The sequence below is a fragment of the Paenibacillus polymyxa M1 genome (assembly GCF_000237325.1).
Lineage (GTDB): Bacteria > Bacillota > Bacilli > Paenibacillales > Paenibacillaceae > Paenibacillus > Paenibacillus polymyxa_C.
Map to the genome: position 1 here is coordinate 173,021 of NC_017543.1, position 21,145 is coordinate 194,165.

The following is a 21,145-nucleotide window of genomic DNA, read 5'->3' on the forward strand; positions in this document are numbered from 1 at the left end:
ATCCAAAATCTCAATTAATCATCTGAGCTATTATCGTTACTAGGTTGCAGCTCCTAAGGTCCAAGTTGAATAGCGAAGGAATATTTGTGATGACAAGCTAAGCATGAAAGCAGCTCCCCATGATTTGAACCTGCAGGGGGAGCTGTTTTTATATTCCATCCACCCCGTTAAAAAATGTATTGGTTCAACAAAGATCATGCTATAACTTATTTGTAACCATTTTACTTAACCCATTATTCTGAAGCTCTTTTATTTCATTCCCGTTTGCAAATTTCCTTGACTTGTGAAGGATGAAATGCCGCTGTTGTCGATTGATCTCAATTTCAATAAGATGGTCGTAAATGACTGTTCGGTACAGTTCACCATCACGATTCCATTTTGTTAGGTCAAGTAGCCCATTAATTGCGCAGATCATAAGACATGTGAACCCCTTACATACATCCTCGTCATCAAACAAACTAAATATCCGCCTGGTACGAATAACACAATCAAAGTTTGTCTTTTCTTTAACAGCTGTAGTGAACTCATTTTGATATTGGCCAATTGTTTTTTTCTCCGTAAGCATAAGCTGATCAGTAAAATAATTATGAAGTGCGTACATGGAGGCTAAATGAGGAACCCTTGTGATTATTTTTATGATCTGATTAATTTGCTCTCCAATCTGTACTGAGAGCAAATATAGATCGAGTCTTCCCTTAAGAGCATAAATTCGTCTTTCGATTTTCGTTACCCAAAGAACTTCATAAATTTCATCCTCGACATTTCTTTCTACGTCAAAGTTTTTAAGAGCAGATGATAAGGTTCGGACCGTTTGTTTAGACTTATAATATTTATATACATAAGACGTTTCAGAATCGCCTTCATCAGAGTATTCTGAAAGAATAATCTCCTGTAACGAAGCAATTAAGAAGGTCATGGTTAACGAATGAGAATAAACACTAGGCCGCTGCTTATTGAAAATCGTTAGCAGTGTTTCAACTCTCTCTAATTTCCGCTTAATAAAGATCAGTTCTGATTTTGTAATCTCTTTTCTACCAAATGCCAACTGTGTAATCCTCTCCAGATTAACCTCGGCATATCCCTTCAAATCTTCAATTAAGCCATCTTCATAAGGAAGCGGTTTAGTACCATTACCAATTAGGAGCTTTTGAGTGTGAGAAGAGTGGCAAATATGTAGTATTGCCTTTCGCATATCCTCTAATCTCGTCGTTTTGTCCAATTGATGAACTTTCAGATAGAACGCATCCATCAAATTGGACTCATACTCTGTAGTACTCTCATTCACACTAACCATATCAATCACCTCCCGAAGGTGTTTCAATATATTCTCGAGTTCACTTCTAATATCCAATGTTGAAATATCCCGATTGACCAGATGAATAACATTAGAGTGTCCATAGTCCCAGCTTTTAATGATATTGCTCGTATTAGCTGCCACTTCAATAGCAAAAGAATCATCTACTTCTTTTCTTACTTCAAACTTTAGCTCCGTCAGGATTCGTCCGTAAGGAGTTTCTCTACCCTCTAGCCGCTGATCTTGGTTGACCATGGAAGGCACCGAGAGAACCGATAGGATATTTACCTTCTCCGGATTCTTTGGGGACTTCTCGTACCAATAAAGCAGATTCAAAAGCTTCAGTTTCTCATAATCTTGTTCTGGTCCAAACCTATCCATATTAAAGTCCAAAGCCTCTTTCAGTTTGGATTTGATACTGCTTTTTTCACCAACGATTTTCTGCCTCACAACTTCATCATCTGCTAATTCCTCATTAGCTATCTCCTTATACAGCATAGAATGGGTTAGTATTTGAGGCTTCTCTGTTACCCCCATGTCAAATATACTTCGCTTATGCTTGTTTCTCTGTTCTTGGGACAGCCATTTTTTCCAGATGTAGTAGTCCACAGTAGTGTACCCCAAATCTGTCACGAGCATATATGTGTGTTTGAAAGGTGCATACGCTGGATCATGTATAAAGTTAGAACTATCTGGATCAAGCCCCGCTTCCTTCAAAAGATCTTTTATCATTTTTTTTAGATGTCGCTCCATAAATTCTAATCCCTCTTCCTTTTATTTTGAGTTATTATGCCTCTCTAAGTACATATTATAGAGTCCAAATATAACTAAGCTTGTGAGAAAATAATCTATATTTTCAAGCAGATCCGCAATAGGTATTCTAATCGCTATAGAGAGAATAATGGGTTTCATCCATCATTCTTATACATTTAAGTGACTTTTCTATGTAATATGGTCGTAATTTCGATCATAACCCATGGAGTTATATGATTATTTCCTTTCTTGACAAGCTGTCAGGCCTATAAACTCAATATCTAAGAGAGGAAGCCCTCGCTACGTCACCTTACCATATAGGAAAGGGGGGAGAAGCACTTCTTTATGAACCTGCTTTAAGGTAGGCAGAATGCAGAGAATAACTCTAATTGAAGTCTTTCTCAATATAATTCGCGTGTGCTATACTCGGAGGAAAATATAACATTCATGCAACCATCCTTATTCAGGAGTGATTAATGTGATCATTGCAAAGGGCCAAAAAATTGATGTAACAAAAGAGAGGAATTTTGAGGAAATTGCGATTGGACTTAATTGGAAAACTATATCCCCGGAGATAGATATTAATGCATCTGCTTTCCTTTTAAATTCTTTGGGAATTTGTACAAGAGACGAGGATATGATCTTCTATAACCAGCACATAAGCAGGGAACAGGCTATTATCCATTCTGGTCCCGAAAATGGATCTCTTGAGATTATTCGAATTTCAGTAAAAAAGATCCCTCCCGACATTGAAAAAATTGCCCTCACACTTACTATTCATGAAGGAGAAACGAAAGGACAATCTTTCTCCAATGTCAGTGATGCCTTATGCCGGATATTTAACCCTGTGACCGGAGAAGAGCTTGCAAGTTTTTACTTTGGTGAAGACCTCAATAAAGAGACGGCCATTGTCATAGGGGAGCTTTATTTTCATAAAGGAGAATGGAAATTTAATGCTGTGGGTAGTGGGTTCAACGGTGGTCTTACTGCACTTGTAAAAAATTTCGGGCTTGAAGTAGATGAAACGGCACAAAACGAAGCACCTGCAGAAATCGATAGAACCCCACTCTCCATTCCAGGGACAGTTACACCCATGAAACTGGAGCTTAAGAAAAAAGAGAGAATCAACATACATAAATCAGAGAAAGTTACTGCCACTCTAGAGTGGGAAACTAAGAAGGACCTAGACTTATATTGTTTTTATGTGACGAAAGACAATGAAGTAGGAAAAATTTATTACCGCAATCTAGGTTCCCCCCATAGTGCGCCCTATATTCAACTTGATGGTGATTCTTTGGCTCATGGTAAAGAAACAATTATAATTCATCAACCAGAAGCCTTACGTTTTGTTCTGTTTGCCGCCTATAGTGCAATCAAAAATGGTTTCGGCAGCTTTAAATCCATGAAAGTTCGGGCTGTTGTTGATAATCACCAAGGGCAGGTTGTTGCAACTCCTCTTCATAAGAGAAACAGCTTTTCGTATTGGGTAGCTATTGCCCATATCGATTTTACTAGACCCAATGAAATGATAGTCAGTCACGTAGAGGAATATTCTCGCAGTATGGTTGAACGCAGTCCAGTTCTTTATGAAGATGGTTCGTTCAAAATGAATGTAGGTATAGCAGAATTCAAATAAATCCTAGCTTGATTATTATTCGGCAATCCACATCTTTTTAGAGCGAAAGCCATAATGTAACATTAGCTTGCCAGAAAATTGGCAGGCTTTTTTCTTTGTAATGTTTTAATTTCTAAAAAGACTCCCCGCTATAAAAAGAAGTCCCTTAGGTTAATTTCTATTCTTGATAAGATGCTTTCTATTATGATAGGATCATTATATTATAATCTGACATTGAGACTCTGGCATGCGCCTGATGAGTCATACTATTGAAGAAGCGCTATGACAAGCGATTGATCTACCTTAAGGCTAGAAATTTGCCTTCAGTGCGGTCGCTGGTTTCAGAGACGCTTCTTTTTTTGTTGGCACATGTAATTCACCAGAGACTACAAAAGTGATATAATTAGGAGGTAAGTAATGCAACTTGAAAAATTGATTCAATCTAGGGGAACCTCAGCATCTGTAGGTATTATCATTGATGAATTAACACCATGTTTAGTTCATCGAGAATCTGGGGAAGAATATAAGACGATCTATGAGCCATTGCTCAAATCGGACCTAAAACAATTAACCAAAAATAAGGGTTGGGTAAATTTTAATTGGAAGCATGAGCTGTCTATTTCAGATCGGCACGTATTTAAACTGTTAATTAAAGGCTCAGATGAAATTCAGGGCTTAATTAGTTTTGAAGTTGCAGAAGGGTATATCGATGTTTTTCTTGTCGAGAGTGCACCTTGGAATGTGGGCTCCTCAGATAAAGTTTTTATTGGAGTAGGCGCACATTTATTCGCGATTGCCTGTAAATTTTCGTTTGAGTATGGTTTTGAAGGTGTTGTTGCGTTTACTTCTAAAACTAATCTAATTGAACATTATCAGGTTAAGCTTGGAGCAATCATAATTGGTGGTCACCTTATGGCCATTGAAACTGCCAGAGCAAAAGAATTAGTTGATATATACTTCCGTGAGGAGGAGCATACATGAACAAAAATAAAAATGAAATAATCCGTGTCTTTGATGAATTGTCTGACGTTGGTAATGGCGTTCTTGCCGTCCCTCCACAAAATGAAAAGGAACAGGAAGAACGAGATCGTCTCATGCAAGAGTATCTCACTAAAAAGAGAATAAATCTTAGTCTTAAAACTGGAACGCTAAAATAACGTTTCAATTTTATTAATTGAATTAAAAAACAATGAAACAGAGGCCTGGTATCGTTAGACCTCTGTTTCATTGTTTGAAATATTAGACCTCTTCCCAGTGAAGAAAATTTTCGAGTCTCGGCATGATGTGATTCGTGGAACGCATTCTTTTCGAAATGATTAATCAGCTCAGCTGAAATTGCCTCTTAGCAATTAATCGTTTGAAATGAATGCGTTTTTTGTTTTTTCGTGAAAGATTAGTATGTATGCAGGAAGACCAACGGTTCATATTTACAATGAAATATAAATTGGGAATTGCCAAAAAAGCCAAACAATTTTATTGATATTCAGTATGAAAGGAAACTTTCAACACAAAACTACTAATCTCTTTTAAGAAACTTGTTTGGATAGAAGGAAGGCTTTTACCTCTATCCAATAATCGCATCATGATAATCAAGTAAAGGAAGGATAACAAATGGAAGTTGCTCTAGTTATTGAATCATCTAATCGAACTGGCATTGCCCCTGCTAATCAATTTTACGCAGGACCAAAAAATCGCTGGGTAAAATCAGTTCTTGAGTATATGAAGGTGATCGATTTTCCTACAGAACATATTTATTTCTTAAGTTTTCATGAATTTAGAATTATTCCCTACTATGCACTGATACAAAATTACCCTATAAGTATTGCTCCTGAAAAAAAAGTTCAAAAACAATTTGCAGAACGAATTATCGTTTTTTTGAAAACTTACTATCCTACAGCAGAAGTCCATATCCATGCAGGAAAATCAATAACCAATGCCCTCGTTCCTCTATTAAAAAAAGAAGCTATCTCATATTCAATTTTTGCAGAAGGAAAGCAACTTCTGAAAAAATCTGAATACTATAATGATTTAATTCTACAGGAACGTGCTATGAAGCGAATGCGTGATCTAAAAATGGAGAAAGCAAAGATCATTGCAATTCCAGAATACTTTACCCCCCAAGAAGCTGAGCATATTGTTAAAGAGTATGCAGCTGTGGCTCATAAATATGGGGTAGAAAAACTTTTTTCAGAGATACGATTGCTACTTCGTCAATATAAACAACAATTAAGGCATGCACAGGAAGTTAAGGATAAGTTCGAACAATCTATTAATGAAGAAGAAAGAAGGGACCTGCAAAGATATTGGGATAATTTGCGTAGTTTATCGGACTTATTTAATTCTCAGATGTCCGAATTCCATTCTAAAAATGGTCGATTAATGGCAAGTTTAACTACTTTGCTAATAAAGCAGGGCTACGTCAAAAATACATTAAATCGAATCAGTGAGGCAATGTTTCGACTACAAATTGCCTTGATAAAGTCGTAATGATTAAGAAGTTTAAATATTAAGGTAATGTATCCCTATATAGTCAGTATAGAAGAAATAAAGTAAAGTGAAAGGGTGATGCACATGCATCAATCCATAGCAGTAGGATTTCTCCGATAAAGGTGCGAAGATCACAAGTGGTTAGATACCAACTAGTACGTCCAATGTGGCGCGTGATCTGCTGACAACCCGTTCGGGAAGAGTAGCATCTAAAGATATCTTACTTTAGATAGGGCAACAACAGAGTTCCGCCTTGTCCAAGTCAGTTGTTTGATTTGGAAGGTGAAATCCTATGAATACTTTTAACATTGTGAAGCAAATAGATTGTTTAGTAGGTATGAATTCCATGCAAGCGGAGTCAGTCGATTTGATAATAACCTCCCCTCCTTACAATTTGGGGAAGTCATATGAGAAAAAGACTGCACTAGAGGATTATCTATTCTGGCAGCGTGAAATTATACAGGCTTGCGAAAGAGTATTGAAACCCGGGGGAAGTATCGCCTATCAAGTAGGTAGCTATGTTGATAATGGGAAAGTATATCCTCTCGATTGCCTTCTATTCGCTACTTTTATTGAATTTGGATTTATTCCTAGAAACCGTATTGTATGGCACTTTGAAAGTGGTCTGCATTGCAAAAACCGACTGTCTGGTCGTCATGAAACTGTACTTTGGTTTACCAAAGGTGATGACTACACATTTAATCTTGATTCAATACGTGTGCCGCAAAAATATCCTGGTAAAAAACATTACAAAGGAGACAAGAAAGGGGAGTTTTCTGGTAATCCACTTGGTAAGAATCCAGGTGACGTATGGATAATTCCAAATGTTAAACATAATCATCCGGAAAAAACAAGCCACGAATGTCAGTTTCCCCTCGACTTGATCCGTCCCATAATAAAGGCACTCAGCCATCCAAATAACCTAATATTGGACCCTTTTATGGGCTCTGGAACAGTTGCAGTCGCAGCAACTCAGCTTAATCGAAAATATATAGGGTTTGAATTACTTGATTCCTATATCAAGATCATTTATGAACGCCTTTCTCTTGCTAGCAATTGAATTTGTTCTTTGAATTTATGCCCTCTTTTCTTCCGTAAGACACTAGACCATTGTCGTTCTATGCAAGTGATACGACAATGGTTTTTCCACTCTTTCCTTATGCCCACTGCGATGCTAGGATAATAAAGCATCTTTAAACTAAAACAACGACTCCGGCATGCGCCATACGAGTCATTATTTCTTGTAAGAAGCACTCTTCTGAGTGAATGATTAGCCTTAGGCTCGAAATCCGCCTATTTGTGATCTTTCATTGGGAAGGGTGCTTCTTTTTTGCGCCTATTCACAACCCAAAATTCATACAAGGAGAGAATTATTTATGAAAACAACACTGGCCAAACGTATTGCAGAAGTAATGGAGCAAAATGCAAAGCCGATGCATATTAAAGAGATTGCATCCTATTTTCCAGACAAACCTGAGAGCACAATCCGGGGTCGACTGTACCGAGAGCTAAAAGACCGATGTGAAAGAGTCTCCCGTGATTTTTACATGTTTCTCAATAATGATGGTGCTGCATTTGTCGTCGAAGAGAATGGTCGAGATCTTTCTACCTTTCATGATAATAGTATTGATGCAATAGTAACGGACCACCCATGGCAAGATAAATCCTCGAATTCGGGTGGCAATCGACGTTTTGATGCGGGGGATGAAGACACAACCTTTCGCTCCACATTGGAGGATTTTAGAGAAAAAGCACGTGTTCTGAAACCAGGTGGTTTCTTGGTCGAGATATTGCCTGCAGAAAATGAAAATAATTACAAGTATTTGTATGAGTTAAAAATGATGGCCGAGAAGTGTGGGTTGAACTATTATGCGAAAGTCCCTTGGAAAAAGGAATTTGTGTATTCAATACCGGCCGTAAATCAAAGAACACAGAAGATGTAATGTTCTTCGTCAAAGACAGAGCTCGATCATTACGTTTTGACAAACGAGGCGGTAAAATGAGCGGAACAGCATACATGCTGCCTACTGTCTATGATTTTCAGCCGATATCTCCTAAGACTAAGATTCATCAAGCAGAGAAGCCAGTAGAGCTATTTGAAGCTATCCTAGAAGCCATAACCTTACCAGGAGAAATCGTGATTGATCAATTTGCTGGGGGTGGAAATCTAGGAAAAGCCGCGATGAGGAAAGGCCGAATAGCTATTCTATTTGAGATTCTTAAAGAGAATATTCAAAAGATCCGAGAAAAACTTTCAATTCCAGAGCTACCTTTAATGTTCTCATAAATGTAAGAAGTATTTCCGCTGCTTACCGTCAGTCAATGTTGTTCTAATGGTAGGCAGATTGCAAGAGTCTCATTAAACCACAAGGAATACAACATGCAGCGATAATATGGAGTGAACACATATGATCTTGGAGCAGATGGATTTGTTCGATAACATGCGAGATTTCCGGCTTCACAAAAAGTACCTAGATGGTCTATTTAAGACCAAACAAGAGTTGATTGAGCAGCTTCAGACAGAGGGTCGTGAACGAATCTACCATGTACTATCCTTTGGCGGGGGTACCCAATCGTCACACCTACTCGAACAGCATTTTCGGGGTGAAATTCATTACGACTACATCATCTTTTCAGACACTGGAGCTGAGCCACAATTTATCCATGAGCAAGTGGATTGGTGGCGTAAACACCAAGTTAATATGGGGAATCATACTCCCTTTCTCATCACCCGGCACAATAGTATGGAGCGTGGGCTCGAAGAAATGCTAATGCGGTACATCCTGACAGACTACCAACGATTCCAAATGCCCGTGTACTGTAATTCAGTCAACCAGAATGGAGAAGTTAAGGCTGGAGGAATGCTACCACGGCAATGTACGGTAGATTTTAAAATAGTGCCTGTAAAACAGAGGGTTCGGCAAATGGTCCTAAAAGAACATGGTTTGGGGCCAAAACAGCAGATCCCCAAAAATGTTGGCATTATCATTGATATTGGTTTTTCATATGACGAGATACGCCGGATAAATACTTATCAATCGCCACAATATGATTATGTAAAACTGGCGTATCCGTTGGTTGAGGCAAACAAGACCACGGAAGACAGCATCCTTTTCCTGGAGCAGCATGGATACCCGCTTCGGAGATCACGCTGCTACCTTTGTCCGTTCAACTGTTCAGCAGAGAGAGCCATAGGAATGGATTGGGAAGAAATCATTGAATCGGAACCTTTCTCTTTTGTAAAAGCCCTCTGGTTTGATGCCAAGTTGAGAGAAGTGCAGTCAACCGGCACAAAAATCATGCGGAGTATCCCATATCTACACTACAGCAGAAAGCCACTTTCGGAGGTCTTCCCGCAGGCGAAATACCTCACAAATGCCTATAAAAAAGAGCTGTCGCAATGGATTGCAGAGTGGCATGGGTATATTATAGATAAATGGGACGTAGTCTCTCCATCAAAAGCTACAGTTTAGAAGAAAATATCCTTCTATAAGGGATAAGAAAGAGGATTAATATGTCTGCTAAATATGGGTTATCTGGTTTTCTGGCACCGGACGGTATTTTTTATGAGTGCGGGTATAAAGAACATCAAAATCTTGCGGTCGAGTTGGTGCAGAGCTATAAGGTTAACTTTTTCGATGGCAATGGAAACAAAGTGCCTGAGTTTATTAAATTCGGTTGCGACCACGATGTAGGCAAAGAAGGTAATGGAGGGTGCCATGTCTTTATGTGGGAATCTCCAACTCCAAAACAATTACGATGGTTACTAGATAATCTGGAGCGTATGACAGGTGTACAGCAGCGGTCAATTTTGAGCAATTTGGACTCTTTCGATATCAACTTATAAGGGGTAATCCCCCTACCTATTCCTTAAGATAATCTGTCACAGATAATTATTTTTCTGGGTTTTATTAAATTTCGAGAGAGTACCCACTGATTCAACAACACAACTATAATATGTGAACAGACCAATAACCATATTTATTACAAGAACCATTCAATATGAACGGTTCTTGTAATTCTTCTCTGTCATAAAAGGGCTTTCAGTTATCTGACATCTTGTCTCTAACTTTCCTTTAATGCTATATTAAATATATAAATTTATGATTCTACTGAAGACTCCGGCATGCGCCATACGAGTTATTATTTCTTGTAAGAAGCACTCTTCTGAGTGAATAGATCAGCCTTAGGCTTGAAATCCGCCTATACGTGATCATTCATTCGGAAGGGTGCTTCTTTTTTGCGCCTTTCCTAGAATCTGCAAAGGAGTGAAGTAATCAATCTTGCCGTTTTTTATTTAAATTTAAAGGAGATAGTGAATCGAATGAACGTGGAAGTAAAGCGAAAACTTGTATGGGAAAAAAACATGCCCCAGAGTAATCTTACTTTTAAGGAGCTTATTGAAGGGTTAAATTTATCAGGATTTGACGAGATCGATCTTAATAAAACTTTAGGAAATAATAGCTCGTACTTGTACATTCCTTACAATAATAATGTCATCGATAAATGGATTGGATACATGCTGATTCATTTAGTCGATGGGATTGCATTTATACCTGTTAGTGACCAGATATCATCCACAGATTGTAATGAGTTTGAACCATCGCTTATTCACCTTTTAACCTCTGAAATTGAGCATATTCTACTTGATGCTCTAAGTTATCTCAAACATACATTGAAACAAACAAGTGAAACACGAAAAAATGATAATCTTAAGAAACCATAAATTCTGGAACACACTAAGGATGATCCTCAATTATTAATACTCATCAAATGTCCCTCAGTTCGTTCTTCTTTTTTATATTAAAAAGGAGAACGTTCATTTAAATCATATGTAATTAACCAATTAACAAAATTAAAATAAACAAACAACACAATTATTAATAGGGAAAGACATCCTTAGGGATAGACTTCTCTTTTAACTTAGGGAGGCCCTAAAAATGAATGATAGTAATCAATTATATTCGAGTTCAAACTCTTTGATAGTTGAAACTCCAATAGGTAAAATCGAGGCACAACCCGCATCTGATCCCAACTATCCTGGTATCTATGTATCTGTTAATGGAACACAACTAGTGTTAATAGAATATGACTCCTTAAATGAACAGGATGCTGTACGAGTATGGAATCACAACGATCCAGACAGCGACCCAGAATATACTCAAACAATACCGAAGTTGTCTTGGACCAAAACTGATGATTTGCAGTTTGTAAGAAAAGATTCAAACACCTGCTTCACTGTCATCGACATAAGTGTACTTGCTGAAGATGATTATTTCTTACGCTACGTGCACGTAGATATTGAAGAACTATCTTTAGATGAAATCCGTTCAACCACTCAGATCTCTGGATGGGACTTTACGAATGGTATACTTGTTGAGAAAGGCACAACTACTCCGGTATGTAATGAAGATACCCAAAATCAACTAATAGCAGAATGTATCGCAGAGCAAACCCTTCCAGTAGATGCAGATCATACAGCTCAATTTAAATCCCTTAGGGAATTGAATACTTATCTTATTGCGCATGGTATTCAGCTTATTTGATTCAAGTTGGCAGTGTCCATACGAGCACTACTGATAGATTTCAGGCAAAAGTATTTAGCGAAGAAGAAATTGAAAGAAATGGTTGGAGACGAATTTGAAGAGGTAAAGTCCAAATGAAAAAATGACGAGCTGGAGAGGTATAATTAAATGAGTACAGCGAAAAATGTAATTAAAAAATATCTTCAAGAAAATGATTGCACGTCTTCTGTGAGTATTCTTTTAGACAGACTTAAAGAGGTAGATGAAGCTTATGAGACTGTTCCTGTAGCAGTAATCGATGCATACGAGGAATTATCTGAAAAGAAAAAGTGGGAAATCGTAGGTGAAATATGTTCTAATGGCATTTTGAAAGAAAAAAGAAAAGCATACAAGGATTGCATTTATGATTGCGGAAATAAAGTAACACCTTTGGATGAAACCTATGTTTATCCAAACGGCAAAGAGGCACACCTTAAATGTCACTATGCCTTCGTTGATAAACATAAAATATGACTTTTGTCGAGATTGGATATAAAGTACAATAGTGTTAAGCTTTACGAAATGTCTTAATGGTAATCCTTTAGGGATAGCTGATATGTGTTAAATGATCAAATCATCAGAGACTAGCTCCATTGGAGCCGGTCTCTTTCTTTTCGTTATGGGGAGATAAGTGACCTACCAAAAGAACATTCGCGGCTATTCTAATTCAAAGAAATCTGCTAAATTTAGAGCAAACATATAAGGAGAGAACAAAATGAAAGGGATTATTGATTTAAACGAAACTGAGCTTTGTTTAGAATGTGGGGATCTTGTAATCAAGTTCGCTAAGACACATGGCCAAAATATTATGGAGTCGCAAGAAAACTGTCAGAGAAAAACAAATGACCAGGTTGAAAGCCTTTCCTGTAATTGCTGTGAAAATGAAATCGAAGCAAAGGATACTTATTATGAGCTAACAGTTGATGACAATGTTTTAGATAGTATTGCAGACCGAATTGGAAAGGACATTGGTGGATGTACGTGGTGTGAAGGAGAGGAGCGAGGCTATTTAGTACATCTTTTTAATAATGATCCTTACGATAAAGATTCTCGGATGGACCCTCCTGAAGGGATTAGCGTTAACGATTACCTAAGTGCTAAAGATGTACCAGAAGAATTGTATCAATTAATGTGCAAACACCTTCAGTGTCCATGTGGACATGGTCGAGAAGTCGATCGTAATATGAATCATGGATGGTTCAACTTACATGATGATATATATACGAAACAAGATGTTGAAGAATATTGGGGACATGATTATGAACAATTCTGTGTCTTTAGCGAGAAATACGGAGAAACGATTGAGGTTGAGGCACTTAAGGAGTTTAAGGTGTATCTCAGCAATTATCCATTGCTTGCCTTAAAACATGATGTTGGACAAGCCATTTATCGAACCTTGGAAAAGCACTTTCAGGAGAAAGACTATACGGTTATCACCCCTGAATTCGGTTGTTTATATCGCGGCCGTACTCGCAAGCGAGATACAACTAAACCTTTTTCCAAGGAAAATATGTGGGCTCCACCTGCAGGTTTACCACAACATGGTCGGTATAATTGTATTGGCGTACCAGTACTTTACGTTTGCAACAGGCTGGATGCCATCCCATATGAAATACATCCTACACATGAAGATACCTTGGATATTGGTGACTTCCAGATTCTAAAAGATGAACTCAAGCTATTTGATATCGGTTCATTTGATCCAAACTTTCAAGGATTCTTCAACGAAGAGAACGAAGAAACAAAAGCTCTTAAAGAAGCGTATCTTCTTCCAAACTTCATCGGAGCGTGTTGCAGTTTAATTGGATTTAATGGCGTACAATATGAGGGAGTTCACAGCAACGTTTATGGGAATAGAAGTGAATATAATACTTACATCAATTTCGCTTTATTTAATATTACCCCTGACAAGGATATTGAAATAAACAATATACTGAGCTACACTCCTCAAATTACAATTTCCCTAAAAGAAATTCCTAAAACAACCACCATAAGTCCGGTATCGTACTTTTAAGATGAACTTTCAGCCCTCCGCGTTGCTTTTGAAAGAGAGCAGGGGGCTATTCTATAACATTTTCCTTATCCTTATCTATCACTTCAAGTCCAAGTTTCGAAAAAAGCTTTGCCGAATTAGAGGGCACTCTTGGAAGCGACATGTATGGAGAGGACAAGGTGATCGGAAGTTTGAGGTACTACCTTATTACGGCCAAACAGTTGCTGAGATATGTGGGTTATTCGACAGTGTGTATATATTTTTCTATAAGAGCATTAGGGGAAATGCAGGAGCAATACCAGGAGGAAAAAGCAAGGACTTAACAGAGGAATCGAAGATCTGAAAAATGCGGCATGACGGTAACTTGGTCAGTCTCAATCTAAATTATCCTGGCCAGTTACTATTACCACATTGCGACCTTGTTCAACAAGTGTTATAGGGTATCTATACTACCGTCAGAGTTGGTATCGAACAAATTAAACAAGTTCATTTTGCTATGTCCCAGGATCAAGTACAGGTTTTGATCACAGTTTATGAGCAAGGGGAAACAAAAATTTTGTGGTGAACATGGATGTCTATTACGAAAAAAACGATGATGTACTGTTTCTTTATGATGGCGACCAAGCAGGTAATATGGTACTCTATCCGCAGGACGAATACTGACTGAAAAGGGTATCAATACGTTAGTTGGAGAATTGCGAAGTGGAAGAGTCTGCTGTGTCATTCATTCCTAAGGGATAGTTTCAAGAAATCTATCAAAATAAGCATATAGACGATTGGAAATACGAGATATTCTCAAGAATCATTCACTGGATGAGATTGAGAAATATATTCAGGAAATAAAAAATTTAGCTAATGCGTCTGTAGGTGATGGATCAGTTCTATGAAAGGTTGTGAATTACAAATGGCAGCAGAAAAAAAGAATCGATCCAAAACTTTTTCTGTTTCATCGCAAAATACAGTAGCCGAGTCAACTTTCGCTCTCCGAAATGTAATCAAGCAAGAACACAACCTTGATGTGGATGTAAAGGTCAGGATTCATGGTTGGCCTACTACACTTCATCTTGCAAAACTGGCCATGAAGGACATGGTGGTGGGTACTGAAGGATGGGAAAGAAACTGCAGAGAGGTTCCAGGCTATCTGGATAATGGTAAAAATAAAGGGATTCTTAATGTTATTGATGCAAAAGGAACAGGAGTAAACAAAGGGCTGGAGTTGATTATCTTCAAATCAGAAGGGGAAAAGATCCATCGCCCGCGTGCAATTCCTAAGAATTTTGCAAAGTATAGTAAAGTAGCCTATGCGATCATGTCTATTCGTTCGATTATTCGGGAACTTTATGGGGTTGATGCTTTCATAGAGGTGCAGGCTAAAGTGAAAATTTCGCAATACCACCTGATACCTTCAGTTAATTCGAACGTCACTATAGAGACTGCAAGGGAGATTTTGTCTTCGGTGGCAATTGGAACAAAGTGGATCAAACACGAACTGACAAGGCAACACACATCCTCCTGGGGTACTTATGATTTAGGTATATCAGGGAACAACGTGAATTTTAGTATTTCTATTGATCTACCGAATAATTCACAGGACTAGGCTTACACTTCCCATAGACATGAGCTGCTGACGGGGTTATGGGATAACATGTATAAGAAATAAATAATCATGTTCATGGAGGTGGTATATTATGACTCAATTCTCAGTAGGACTATTTGATCGCTTGTTCGGAAAGAAAACTACGCTTGAATTATCTGATGGTAGTGGGGGTATTGTTAAGCGTACCGTAACAGAAAAGTGGTTAGAAACAATGCAGGAACAAGGGAAAATATCGGTTGTTAGAGAATCTGCTTTAGATTCAATAAGTACCGAAATGGCAGTGGGATTCGTCTTTAAGGCGGCTATGGATGATCTTTCTTTGAAATGGGAAAATATCAAAAGCGAAATAATAGGATACGATGTAATTTTTAATGATGTCCCTGAAGAATGGGCTCAGTTTGAGTTCATACTTGCTTCGATAGGGCTAGACTTACTAGCAGTATACAACCTTTATTCTAAAGAGCAAGCAATTGAAATACATGAGCAGGTATTAACGTTGGTCGGTAAGATGGACGAGATCGGGGAGAACTCGTCAACAGCCGTACATGATTATTATTTAGTGGCATCGGATGCTGTGAGTAACGCAGAAAGCCCTTTGGAATATGTAGCTTCTTTTTTATGTCATCGACTTGATCTTGCAGAAGATATTGGACCAATCGCCTTAACAGGTATTATGGCTGGTATTACACAACTCGCGGGAAAATGGAGATGGATTGAACAAAACTTCACCGTGTCCGCTTAACTATAGGAGGAAGTTAAAATAAACGAGGAATTTTATAAAAAGATGGCTGAATTACTGGCTACTCCAAAAAAATTTGAGCTAGGTCCTCTGATGTTCTGTTGCGATATTTGTAAAAAATTCAAACCCAGTAATAGTCAACTTAAAAATGGAATACAAGTCTGTAAAGATTGTTCTACCATCATCCCGTTAGAGGAATGAAAAGATTGGGGAAAATGAATCTACTAGAAAAGCTGTGCGAAGAAAATAAAATGACTTTATACAACATATGTGAGCCCAGGAGTATATCTTTCTGTAGGAAAAACCGCCTCATCATGGACGAAAAATCGGGCTTTCCTGTCAATACATCACATACAGCCAATTCTCCATCCAGTGTTGTTCCAGGGCTCATTACAGCTGCGGCTGTTATAATTCCCCAAAGCGGGATGTAATCTCATTTTTATGACGCGTATACACCCGGATCTGAACCATATGGGGTTGGACTGACCGCAGGCTGAGAGAAACCGGAGAGTCTACTTGTTTTTACGAACTCAGTGTCGGCGATCTGTACGGGCGTATCTCCAAATCGAAGATTAAAGATGTGATTGAGCTGCTGGATCGGCTGATGAAGAAAGCCTGATAAGACCAGTACCTCTCCCGTATATATGTTCCTATCGACTTTTACATCAAATAAGGATGAGCCAATCTTGAAAGTATTCATCAAAGGTTTCTCATCAAATAATAAGCTATAGCCCGTAAAATATCGAACAGTTTATGGTTTTTGAGATACATCAACTATTCCCCAGTTAAAACTCATCTCACAGTTGCTCATATTTTCGATTTCATCACATTTAATTGCAATAAAGCGGATTTCCTGATCTGTGTATTAAATTAAATAAGATATGTCATTTCTGGCTCATGAAATTGGGCTACCCCTTTTAGTAGAACCCGTTTCCTTTCCGATCACTGTGATTCTGGAGTCATTACTGATACTCGGATCGCCTGACTTCCCCAGGGAAACCCAGCTCTTCAATTATTGACATGGTCATGGAACAACCTCATTTCTAATTCTTCCAATCCATCACTTCATGCTCAGTTCATTTTGAGCGGAAAATTAAAACTAGTCCTCAACAAAATGAACACGCTCTCACAATCATCTCTTTCTCGAACTTGATCCCTCAATGATACACTTGGAATGTCGTAGAGACTTAAAGATATATATTGCTGAACTAAATGAGCCAAAGTGCTTCAACGAATAGGGGGGTCATCGGATGAATATCGAAGAGAAGATACGAGATTTATGATCTTGAATCGCCTTCACCATTTACTGAATTCCGTCAAAATGAGTGAATATTTAAGACGGAATCATTATCTTTCAAATCAGCACTTGTTAAATGGAAACAATCAGCAACAACCATTACACAATCACTTACTGAATGATTTTCATTTTAAAAAAACGGTATGTACGAAGATAAGAAAATTGGGAACATGGTAGAAAGCTTTAAGCGATAGGATATGCAGCTAAAAAGAATTAAAAGGTTTAATTGGTATAAACTTCACCAAGAATAACATAAGGTGGTGACTTACATAAGATGCAAGTGGCGGTTTAGTACTTAGAGGTTAAATTAGGACAGATTTATGAGAATAAATTTTATAATGTAAGGGAGATCACCATTTGATGAAAATCAAGAAACATTTAAGTACACTGCTTGTAACAAGCTTATTAGTGGGAGGATTTATTGGTTTTGGTATTAAAACTGAGGCTTCTGGATCTTTTAATACAAAATATCAACTTTTAAGCCCCGGAGAAGTTAATTTATATTGGGATCAACAGCCAATAAGTGGGAACTATTGGATCTATCGTGATAATGTGCTTTTAGGAAAGGTGCCGGCTGGATACGTTCCTTCCTTCTGGGATGAAGAGGCAACACCTGGAACTCACGTTTATCGGATAGACGCGATTGACACAGTGACCGGAACCAAACTTATAGACAGTGAAAGTATCACTGTGAACACTAAAGAAGCTGATGAAGCCCTTCCAACTTCCTTTAAAATTGGAAATAGAACTGCGAGTGTTAATGCTTCATTTGTAAAAATAGGTGGGGTTGTCTTTAGACCGTTGGCCGATAATTATCTAATATCTTCTAAAGCAGTTGTAGAATCTAACTGGCTTCCATCAAACTGGAAGAAAAATGACTTTTCAAACTCAGGATTAGATAAGAAAATAGAAAACACTTGGTTGCCAACGCTAAATGATACTGAGTATGAATCACTTAAAGTTACATCATACAGCGCCCCAGGATGGGAAGGTAATCTAATTACTAATCCAATTGTAGATGAGCGGGCTGTCCCCCCTACCATGAAAGAACTACTGAAATATTCTAGTCTCTATGATATTCCGACAGAGAATCTAAACGCTGGACAGTTTGTAAGAGACAAGATGTTCAATAACTCTATAACTTATGTCTATGGTAGCTCTGACAATATTCATAAAATACGGGTTCACAGAAGTACTTCGAGCTCTTTTCCCACAGCTTTAGTTATAACTTTGAAGAGTTCAACCAAACTTTCAGGAGAAGGGACTAGTAGAAATCCATACACTATATCTAGTGTAGGTCCAGAAAATCCATCCTTACAAACTCCAAACGGGTTAAAGCTAGTGTCTTCTAAAGCAGGCCATACTTCTTTCTCCTGGGACATTGTAGAAAAAGCTACTTCTTACATTGTAAAACGCGATGGAATTGACATTGGGACTGTCAGTACTACAGTTTTTGAGGATAGCTCTACTGTAGCTGGCAGCTCTTATAATTATACTATTACTGCAAAAGGTACTGATGGTAGTAGTAGTCAAGAATCCGCTAGCCTGAAGATAGACGTACAGGCTCCCCCAGTATTAAAAGCACCCGCTAACTTTAAAGAACTTGGCAAAACTCATAATTCTGTACTTCTAGGCTGGGATGCTGTCGTGGGTGCAACATCCTATCAGTTAACTAGCGACGGTTCAGTAGCGTATGAAGGTTCTAATACTCAGATCAATATTTCCTCACTGAGTCCAGGGGATTATACCTTTAAAGTTAAAGCGATTTCAGACGGGATTTCAGGGCCCGAATCGATAGTAAAAGTTTCTATCAAAGAAAACACTTTGGATTATCCCATCGGTTTAAGCGTTACGAATGCAACTTACAACACTATTTCTCTTAAATGGAACTCAGTTAATGGCGCTGAAAGTTACATCATCCAAAGGGATGGAGTAGAAGTAGGTAGAACAACTAATACAAATTTTAGTGATGAGAATGTGCAGCCTGGTGCTCAATATGATTACGGTGTAATGGCAATTAATGGATCTATAAAAAGTGAAAATAGTAAATTGACAGTAACCGTTCCTACAAAACCTATTGAAGGATTAGCTCCTGGAATACCTAGTGGTTTTAAAGTAACTCGAGCTTATGCTGATAAAGTAAAATTACAGTGGGCAACTGTAAGTGATGCTACTTATTATGACCTGATTAGAGATTCAGGAACTCTTGTTTATCGTGGTCCATTGACCGCTATAACAGACGAGACAACTGGTCCTGAGGAATCATATACGTACCACATTATCGCAGCTAATCAGTTTGGTAAGAGCTTACCCTCCTCTACGATAGCAGTCACCACTCCTGCTGAAGCTCCTGCAATTGTAGTGAGTCCTTCTCCAGTAGTAGAAGGAACAATTACTTTTAAATTTAATATGGTAGAGGGAGCGCAAAGTTATAAAGTAGAGCGCAACCCTGAAGTGACATATGACAATAACGGTAATGGTACGTTTCATTTAACTTACTTCAACACTGTAACTGGAGAAACAAGAGATTATGGAAACGTCACTCCGATCGATAACAAACTACCTTTTTATGAAACAGGAGTTGACCCGGGCAAAGATTATCATTACGAGATCACTGCCATTCGAATGTCGTCACTTGGTATCCCTGAGGTCATAGGTAAGAGTGAAGTATCTATAAATACACCTTCTGATGGTAGTGGTGTTACAATCCCTGCAGAAGAAGACTCTACTCAAGATAAACCTGGGGACAAAAGTAAAAGTAAAAAGAACAAAGATTCTCACGAGGATGTTATTTCAAATAACAGCACTGGTAAAGCAATTACCGGAAGTAGTGGTAGTACTTTATCTAGTGTGAAAAATAGCATTAGCCCTGATAGCTCCAAAAGATTTGCTGAAATTACAAACGCACCTCAATCTACCGTTAGTGAATCCACATATATGTTCACTGACCTTACTGGAAACTTTGCAGAACAGGCTGTTTACTCATTAGCCAAGCATGGTACCATTATTGGTTATGAAGATGGTACCTTTGGACCCGATAAGAAAATATCTAGAGCCGAGTTTGCCATAATGTTAACAAGAGCTATGAAGTATTCAAGTGATGAAGGTTACGTAAACAATTTCAAAGATTTTGATATGAATACTTGGTATTCTAAAGAGTTGGCAGTCGCCTTGAATAACAAAGTCACTAAGGGCTTCGATAAAGATACCTACAAACCCAATTCCTTAATACCACGTGAACAAGCAGCTGTCATGGTTGCTAATATAATGAGAACTAAAATGGCGGATAACGGCAATGAAATTTTATACACCGACAAAAATAACATTATTGATTGGGCCAGATCTGATGTTCTTTTCACATCATCTCTAGATATTTTTAATGGTTACTCTGATGGAACTTTTCTCCCTAAACGACAGATAACCAGAGCAGAGGCAGCCGTTGTGATTTATAGAATGCTATCCAAAATCAATAATAAGTGATGTACAATGTGAGTAACGGTTATGGATGAGACAAATTTCATTAATAAATGAGACTTTTAAACGGTACATTTTGATACTATAGTTATTTGGCGAATAGAATTCCGGCCACGAAATAATTAATCTCATGCTAAGCATAACGAATCTAAATTTGTGCTCATTTAGTCTCAACTATTCACATACAAGAGGGCAATTTCTATTTTCTGAAATTGCCCTCTATGTGTTATATATTATTATCAACTCTATGGTGCATCATGCAAAACCTATGCACATCAAAGAGATCGCTTCCCATTTTTCGAACAAAAATGAAAGAACAATTCGTGGCAGAC

The 21,145-nt window shown here is 38.0% G+C and carries 18 protein-coding genes; 16 read left to right on the forward strand and 2 right to left on the reverse strand.

Translation table 11 applies throughout. From position 1 onward, the window contains the following. Positions 1–199: 199 nt before the first annotated feature. A complete protein-coding gene (locus PPM_RS27060; protein ID WP_014600170.1) occupies positions 200–2,047 on the reverse strand; it encodes a hypothetical protein in 1,848 nt (615 codons plus the stop codon). 478 nt (positions 2,048–2,525) lie between these two features. Here PPM_RS27060 and PPM_RS27065 point away from each other — a divergent pair, with 478 nt between their 5' ends. From PPM_RS27065 to PPM_RS27135, 15 genes are all read left to right on the forward strand, one after another. After that, on the forward strand, positions 2,526–3,683 hold the full coding sequence (locus PPM_RS27065) for a TerD family protein (RefSeq protein WP_014600171.1): 1,158 nt from the start codon (positions 2,526–2,528) through the stop codon (positions 3,681–3,683). A gap of 396 nt (positions 3,684–4,079) precedes the next feature. Continuing rightward, complete coding sequence (locus PPM_RS27070; RefSeq protein ID WP_014600172.1) at positions 4,080–4,643, forward strand: hypothetical protein; 564 nt, start codon at positions 4,080–4,082, stop codon at positions 4,641–4,643. Further along, positions 4,640–4,819 (forward strand): hypothetical protein, encoded by a 180-nt coding sequence (locus PPM_RS27075; protein WP_025675987.1) that lies wholly within the window; start codon positions 4,640–4,642, stop codon positions 4,817–4,819. Before PPM_RS27070 ends, PPM_RS27075 begins: the two co-directional genes overlap by 4 nt. Before the next feature lie 454 nt (positions 4,820–5,273). Beyond that, positions 5,274–6,149 carry a hypothetical protein gene (locus PPM_RS27080; protein WP_014600173.1) on the forward strand — a complete coding sequence of 292 codons (876 nt, stop codon included), beginning with the start codon at positions 5,274–5,276 and terminating at the stop codon, positions 6,147–6,149. A 292-nt stretch (positions 6,150–6,441) separates the two neighbouring features. Continuing rightward, positions 6,442–7,209: a DNA-methyltransferase gene (locus tag PPM_RS27085; protein ID WP_014600174.1), complete on the forward strand. Its 768-nt coding sequence runs from the start codon at positions 6,442–6,444 to the stop codon at positions 7,207–7,209. A gap of 316 nt (positions 7,210–7,525) precedes the next feature. Then, the gene (locus PPM_RS28955) at positions 7,526–8,092 is read left to right on the forward strand and encodes a hypothetical protein (protein WP_014600175.1); all 567 of its coding nucleotides are present in this window, start codon (positions 7,526–7,528) and stop codon (positions 8,090–8,092) included. Then, positions 8,092–8,436 (forward strand): DNA methyltransferase, encoded by a 345-nt coding sequence (locus PPM_RS28960; protein ID WP_049825419.1) that lies wholly within the window; start codon positions 8,092–8,094, stop codon positions 8,434–8,436. Before PPM_RS28955 ends, PPM_RS28960 begins: the two co-directional genes overlap by 1 nt. Before the next feature lie 121 nt (positions 8,437–8,557). Beyond that, positions 8,558–9,622, forward strand: a complete 1,065-nt coding sequence (locus tag PPM_RS27095) for a hypothetical protein (protein ID WP_014600177.1) — start codon at positions 8,558–8,560, stop codon at positions 9,620–9,622. Positions 9,623–9,663: 41 nt separating this feature from the next. Then, the gene (locus PPM_RS27100; protein ID WP_014600178.1) at positions 9,664–9,996 is read left to right on the forward strand and encodes a hypothetical protein; all 333 of its coding nucleotides are present in this window, start codon (positions 9,664–9,666) and stop codon (positions 9,994–9,996) included. Positions 9,997–10,473: 477 nt separating this feature from the next. Next, positions 10,474–10,875 (forward strand): hypothetical protein, encoded by a 402-nt coding sequence (locus PPM_RS27105; RefSeq protein ID WP_014600179.1) that lies wholly within the window; start codon positions 10,474–10,476, stop codon positions 10,873–10,875. A 214-nt stretch (positions 10,876–11,089) separates the two neighbouring features. Beyond that, positions 11,090–11,695, forward strand: coding sequence for a hypothetical protein (locus PPM_RS27110; protein WP_014600180.1), 606 nt, complete (start codon positions 11,090–11,092; stop codon positions 11,693–11,695). Between the two features lie 147 nt (positions 11,696–11,842). Next, positions 11,843–12,187 (forward strand): hypothetical protein, encoded by a 345-nt coding sequence (locus PPM_RS27115; RefSeq protein WP_014600181.1) that lies wholly within the window; start codon positions 11,843–11,845, stop codon positions 12,185–12,187. Positions 12,188–12,428: 241 nt separating this feature from the next. After that, on the forward strand, positions 12,429–13,727 hold the full coding sequence (locus tag PPM_RS27120; protein WP_014600182.1) for a hypothetical protein: 1,299 nt from the start codon (positions 12,429–12,431) through the stop codon (positions 13,725–13,727). A gap of 862 nt (positions 13,728–14,589) precedes the next feature. Beyond that, positions 14,590–15,303 (forward strand): hypothetical protein, encoded by a 714-nt coding sequence (locus PPM_RS27130; RefSeq protein ID WP_014600184.1) that lies wholly within the window; start codon positions 14,590–14,592, stop codon positions 15,301–15,303. A 91-nt stretch (positions 15,304–15,394) separates the two neighbouring features. After that, positions 15,395–16,045, forward strand: a complete 651-nt coding sequence (locus tag PPM_RS27135) for a hypothetical protein (protein WP_014600185.1) — start codon at positions 15,395–15,397, stop codon at positions 16,043–16,045. A gap of 436 nt (positions 16,046–16,481) precedes the next feature. Here PPM_RS27135 and PPM_RS27140 read toward each other — a convergent pair whose 3' ends face one another. Beyond that, positions 16,482–16,742, reverse strand: a complete 261-nt coding sequence (locus PPM_RS27140) for a hypothetical protein (protein WP_025675990.1) — start codon at positions 16,740–16,742, stop codon at positions 16,482–16,484. Between the two features lie 957 nt (positions 16,743–17,699). Here PPM_RS27140 and PPM_RS27145 point away from each other — a divergent pair. After that, on the forward strand, positions 17,700–20,819 hold the full coding sequence (locus PPM_RS27145) for an S-layer homology domain-containing protein (protein WP_014600186.1): 3,120 nt from the start codon (positions 17,700–17,702) through the stop codon (positions 20,817–20,819). The last annotated feature ends 326 nt before the right edge of the window (positions 20,820–21,145 follow it).

Bases quoted from the DNA above. Each gene is read 5' to 3' on its own strand.
- PPM_RS27105 (WP_014600179.1), top strand. From the start codon at position 10,474: ATGAACGTGGAAGTAAAGCGAAAACTTGTATGGGAAAAAAACATGCCC.
- PPM_RS27145 (WP_014600186.1), top strand. From the start codon at position 17,700: ATGAAAATCAAGAAACATTTAAGTACACTGCTTGTAACAAGCTTATTA.
- PPM_RS27100 (WP_014600178.1), top strand. From the start codon at position 9,664: ATGTCTGCTAAATATGGGTTATCTGGTTTTCTGGCACCGGACGGTATT.
- PPM_RS27085 (WP_014600174.1), top strand. From the start codon at position 6,442: ATGAATACTTTTAACATTGTGAAGCAAATAGATTGTTTAGTAGGTATG.
- PPM_RS27120 (WP_014600182.1), top strand. From the start codon at position 12,429: ATGAAAGGGATTATTGATTTAAACGAAACTGAGCTTTGTTTAGAATGT.
- PPM_RS27110 (WP_014600180.1), top strand. From the start codon at position 11,090: ATGAATGATAGTAATCAATTATATTCGAGTTCAAACTCTTTGATAGTT.
- PPM_RS27095 (WP_014600177.1), top strand. From the start codon at position 8,558: ATGATCTTGGAGCAGATGGATTTGTTCGATAACATGCGAGATTTCCGG.
- PPM_RS27060 (WP_014600170.1), bottom strand. From the start codon at position 2,047: ATGGAGCGACATCTAAAAAAAATGATAAAAGATCTTTTGAAGGAAGCG.
- PPM_RS27130 (WP_014600184.1), top strand. From the start codon at position 14,590: ATGAAAGGTTGTGAATTACAAATGGCAGCAGAAAAAAAGAATCGATCC.
- PPM_RS27070 (WP_014600172.1), top strand. From the start codon at position 4,080: ATGCAACTTGAAAAATTGATTCAATCTAGGGGAACCTCAGCATCTGTA.
- PPM_RS27115 (WP_014600181.1), top strand. From the start codon at position 11,843: ATGAGTACAGCGAAAAATGTAATTAAAAAATATCTTCAAGAAAATGAT.
- PPM_RS27075 (WP_025675987.1), top strand. From the start codon at position 4,640: ATGAACAAAAATAAAAATGAAATAATCCGTGTCTTTGATGAATTGTCT.
- PPM_RS27135 (WP_014600185.1), top strand. From the start codon at position 15,395: ATGACTCAATTCTCAGTAGGACTATTTGATCGCTTGTTCGGAAAGAAA.
- PPM_RS28955 (WP_014600175.1), top strand. From the start codon at position 7,526: ATGAAAACAACACTGGCCAAACGTATTGCAGAAGTAATGGAGCAAAAT.
- PPM_RS28960 (WP_049825419.1), top strand. From the start codon at position 8,092: ATGTTCTTCGTCAAAGACAGAGCTCGATCATTACGTTTTGACAAACGA.
- PPM_RS27140 (WP_025675990.1), bottom strand. From the start codon at position 16,742: ATGAATACTTTCAAGATTGGCTCATCCTTATTTGATGTAAAAGTCGAT.
- PPM_RS27080 (WP_014600173.1), top strand. From the start codon at position 5,274: ATGGAAGTTGCTCTAGTTATTGAATCATCTAATCGAACTGGCATTGCC.